The 4,336-nt window shown below is 62.2% G+C and carries 5 protein-coding genes; 4 read left to right on the forward strand and 1 reads right to left on the reverse strand.

Annotated features, from left to right (window positions below; all coding sequences use genetic code 11):
• The 4 genes from ACXJ7R_RS25795 to dhaL (ACXJ7R_RS25810) form a co-directional block, all read left to right on the forward strand.
• Positions 1-227: dihydroxyacetone kinase subunit DhaK (locus ACXJ7R_RS25795; RefSeq protein ID WP_457154297.1), on the forward strand; the 227-nt coding region annotated here is incomplete at its 5' end.
• An 11-nt stretch (positions 228-238) separates the two neighbouring features.
• A complete protein-coding gene (dhaL, locus tag ACXJ7R_RS25800; protein ID WP_457154298.1) occupies positions 239-901 on the forward strand; it encodes a dihydroxyacetone kinase subunit DhaL in 663 nt (220 codons plus the stop codon).
• Positions 902-1,031: 130 nt separating this feature from the next.
• A complete protein-coding gene (locus tag ACXJ7R_RS25805; RefSeq protein ID WP_457154299.1) occupies positions 1,032-3,128 on the forward strand; it encodes a bifunctional sugar-binding transcriptional regulator/dihydroxyacetone kinase subunit DhaK in 2,097 nt (698 codons plus the stop codon).
• Positions 3,129-3,187: 59 nt separating this feature from the next.
• Positions 3,188-3,841 carry a dihydroxyacetone kinase subunit DhaL gene (gene dhaL, locus ACXJ7R_RS25810; RefSeq protein ID WP_457154300.1) on the forward strand — a complete coding sequence of 218 codons (654 nt, stop codon included), beginning with the start codon at positions 3,188-3,190 and terminating at the stop codon, positions 3,839-3,841.
• Positions 3,842-3,934: 93 nt separating this feature from the next.
• Here the strand turns inward: dhaL (ACXJ7R_RS25810) and ACXJ7R_RS25815 are convergent.
• Positions 3,935-4,336, reverse strand: a 402-nt coding sequence (locus ACXJ7R_RS25815; protein WP_457154301.1) for an exopolysaccharide production repressor protein, incomplete at its 5' end; no start/stop codon positions are given.

Raw genomic sequence — 4,336 nt, forward strand, 5'->3', positions numbered from 1 at the left:
CGGTGCTGGTGTCCGGCCTCGGCGCAACCCCGGTCAACGAACTCTACATCCTCAACGACACGATCGAACAGGAGATCACCGGACGCGGGCTGAGCATCCACAAGACCTATATCGGCAACTATTTCACGTCGCTGGAAATGGTCGGCGCCACACTCACGGTCATGGCGCTCGACGCCGAACTGAAAAGGCTGCTGGATGTCGATGTCGATTGTCCCGCAAGGTTCTAGGAGACAGGCGAATGCAGCATTTTGAAAACGCTTCCGCTGGCGACATCGTTCTTTCGGTGGCGGACCGTATCATCGAAAACCGGGCCTATCTGAGCGAGATCGACGGCAAGATCGGTGACGGCGACCACGGCGTCAACATGGCCAAGGGCTTCGGCATGGCCGCGGAGAGGATCAGGGGCAACGACATGTCGCTGGCCACCGCCTTCGATACGCTGGGCACCGTGCTGATGACCGAGATCGGTGGTTCCATGGGTCCGCTCTATGGCGTCATGTTCACGCAATTCGCCGAGACGATCGAACACTCATCGTCAATCGATGCGAAGACTTTCAGCACGATGCTCACCAATGGTCTCGACGGCATCCAGGCCATCGGGTCGGCCAAGGTTGGCGACAAGACGCTTCTCGACACGCTCGTCCCGGCCATCGACGCCTTCGACAGCGCCAACGCCGACGGGAAGCCATTTCCGGACGCGCTGGATGCCCTGGTTGCCGCAGCCGAAAAAGGCCGCGACGGCACGAAGGACCTTGTGGCCAAGATCGGCCGCGCCAGCCGCCTGGGTGAGCGCTCGGTCGGCGTCCTCGACGCCGGCGCCACATCCTGCGCGTTGATCCTGAAAGCCCTGGCGCTAAGCGCCAAGCAGAAACTGCAGCTGTCCGCGACAGCGGTGCGTTGAATTTTGAAGAATGCTCCTCCCGAGCAATGGCTCCCGGCTGATCTTCCAGCCGGGAGCGGAGCAAGATTGAGAGTTCGCCCGTTTGCGCCCATCTTGGCGACCGATTATGGATTCGGGGAAACCAGGCAGCATGACCGTCAAGGCATCATCGGCGCGGAAGAACGGGACGGTGCGGACGGGGGCCGAGGCCGGCACCGAACCCATCCCGCTGCGCTACGGTGACGACCCCTACGTCTGGGCCTGCTGGCTCTACTACGAAGATCGCATGACGCAAGGCGATATCGCCGACATCATGGGCATTTCGCGGGCGACGGTGAACAGCTATTTGGCCGATGCCCGCGCCCGCGGGATCGTCAACATTTCGCTCGAGCCGTCACGGCTGAGTTCGCTCTCGATCGCGCAGGAACTCAAGCGTCACTTCGGGTTGCATGACTGCCTGGTCGTGCCAAGCGACGACAATGCGCGTCCACTGATCGATCGTCTTGGCGGGGCTGCGGCGCAGGCGCTTGCCAAGCTTTTGAAATCCGGTGACACGCTTGCCGTTGCCTGGGGACGAACTGTGTTGGCAATCGGGGAGCAGGCCTCCGTGCCTGGCCTCCAGGACGTCACCGTCGTTCAGGCGACCGGAGGCACTCGTGCGAGTTTTGCCTATACGCCGGAACTGTGCGCGGCCGCCATTGCCGGCGCTGTGGATGGGAAGCTGATCAACATCACCGCGCCAGCGGTCGTTTCGACGGCCGAGGTTCGCGACATGCTGTTGCGCGAGACGCTGATCGAAAGCCAGTTCGAGGCGCTTGCCAAAGCCAACAAGGCGCTTTTCGGCATCTCTTCCCTGCGCCCGAATTCAACGATCCACACCAGCGGCTTCTTCGAATCGGTCCCCCTTCAACAATACCTCGCCAAGGATGCCGTGGGTGTCGTCGCCGGCCGCTTCATCGACGGACAGGGCAATCCGGTGGCCGGCCCGCTCGACGACCGTACGATCGGAATATCGCTCGACAGGCTGAAGGCCATCGGCCTGCGCATTGCGGTCGCCGGCGGTTTCGACAAGGTGCCGGCAATCCTTGCCGCGCTGCGGGGCGGCTACGTCAACGTGCTCATCACCGACGCCGCCACCGGCCGTGGCATCCTCAATGCCGACGGCGTGACGGAGCTCGACCAAAAGCTCTCGCAGCGCCCAAGGCTCGACAACGCCGTGGCTTTGCCCAGCAACTTCCGCACCCATATCAAGAAGTTCCTCAACGACCCCAACGATGTCGTGGAGGAGATGCTTGACGGCGTGGTGAGGGCCCACGCCGCCTATATCGAGCCGATCAAGGGTTCGCATCGTGCTCTCGTTGCCCGCACGGGGCCGAGGTCCGGGAAAGTCGGGCTGGTGATCGGCGGCGGCACGGGGCACGAGCCCTGCTTTCTCGGCTATGTCGGCAAGGGGCTCGCCGATGCCGTGGCCGTCGGCAACATCTTTTCGTCGCCGCCTCCCGGCACGATCTTCCAGTGCGCCAATGCCGCATCGGGCGGGCAAGGCGTGCTGTTCGTCTACGGCAACTATGCCGGCGACGTGATGAACTTCGAAATGGCGGCTGAGATCGCGGCGGAAAAAAACATCGAGGTCCGCACGGTGGTGACGACCGACGACATCGCCTCGTCGCCGATCGAGGACAGGGAGGGCCGCCGCGGCGTTGCCGGCAACTTCTTCATGTTCAAGATCGCCGGCGCTGCCTGCGACCGCGGCTTGTCGCTCGACGCCTGCGAGGCCGTGACGCGCAAGGCCAACGCACGGACTTTCACCATGGGCGTTGCGCTGGAGCCCTGCTCCATGCCGCAGACCCGTCGCCACAATTTCGAAATCGGCCCCGACGACATCGAGATCGGCATGGGCATCCATGGCGAGCCCGGCGTCATCCGCGAAAGGATGATGAGCGCCGACGCGATCACGGACCGGATCATGGACCGCATCTTTTCGGAGATGAAGCCGGCCGCGGGCGACCGTGTCGCGGTGCTGATCAATTCATTCGGCGCCACGCCGCTGATGGAGCTTTACATCCTGTTCAGGCGCGTCGCGCAGCGATTGAGCGCCAAGGACATCACCATAGAGGCGAACTGGGTGGGGCATTATTGCACATCGCTCGACATGGTCGGTGCGTCGATAACGGTCTTGCACCTCGACAACGAGTTGACGGACCTGTTGCATCATCCTTGCGATACGGCCGTCCTGCGGGTCGGCTGAGATACGAGTATGCGCCGATCGACGATGGGTCGCATCCTGCTTGAACTGGGAGGAACACGATGTCGGACAATGCGGCGCGACGCCTGAGCAGGATGTTTTATCGCATCTCCATTGCGATCGAGGCGGGGAAGGATCACCTCTCGGATCTGGATGGCGCCATCGGCGATGCCGACCATGGCATCACCATGTCGCTCGGCTTCATGGCGGTGAACGCCGAGTTGGCCAAGCTCGACCTCGACCACATGCTCGCGTCGGACGTTTTCACCTCTGCCGCATCGGCCTTTCTCGATGCGGTCGGCGCCTCCACGGGGCCGCTCTATGCGACGGCGTTCCGAAGAGCAGCACAGGCCCTCAAGCAAGATGAACGCCTCTCGACTGCCGACCAGGCGGCGATCGTCGAGGCCATGACGACCGGCATCAAGGAGCGCGGCAAAGGGCAGCGCGGCGACAAGACGATGCTGGATGCCTGGATCCCAGCAACGGAAGCAGCCGTCGGTGCACGTGCCCGCGCTGCCGGAAGCCGGGAAATGTGGAGCAGCATCCTGGAGGCCGCGGAAGCCGGCGCAAATTCGACACGATCCATGGTCGCTGCCCGCGGAAGGGCGGCACGGCTGGGTGAACGATCCCTGGGGCACATGGATCCGGGAGCGGCCTCGGCCGTCATTATCCTGCGCGCGATGAAAGACAGCTTTGGTGAAGACAGCACGAAGTAATCGCGATTCTGCCGCCCGGCTTTGCCACGACAAACCATGACTGGGTTGGAGTTATTCCAGAAGGTGTGAAACAGTTTTCCGTCCGGGATTGCCTTAGAAGGAGATACCGTCGTGTTTGGCGGGAGACGCTCCGTCGGGCTTCTTCTGAACCGCTCGATCGGCATCGGTCGCTTCGTCGACGCGACGGAAAATCATGATGAGCACACAGGCGAAATACCCCACCTGCAGCACGACGGCGCTGATGACTGTCCACGCCAACGAGACCCAAAACGAGCCCGTGACGCTGTAGATCCAGCCAAAGATGACGGCCAACGCCGCCGTTGCTCCCACCAGAAACTGTGGAAAATACATTCGCCCTCGAAAGATTCCGGGAAGAATCAACCCGGTTGTCTTTCGCCCCATCGCATGATTTCTACCCCGCACGAACAGTTCCAGTTTTTGCATATCAATGCAAGCGTGAACTAATATGCCTCGGCGGCACGCTATGACGGATCT

This window comes from Mesorhizobium sp. P5_C1, assembly GCF_054049815.1.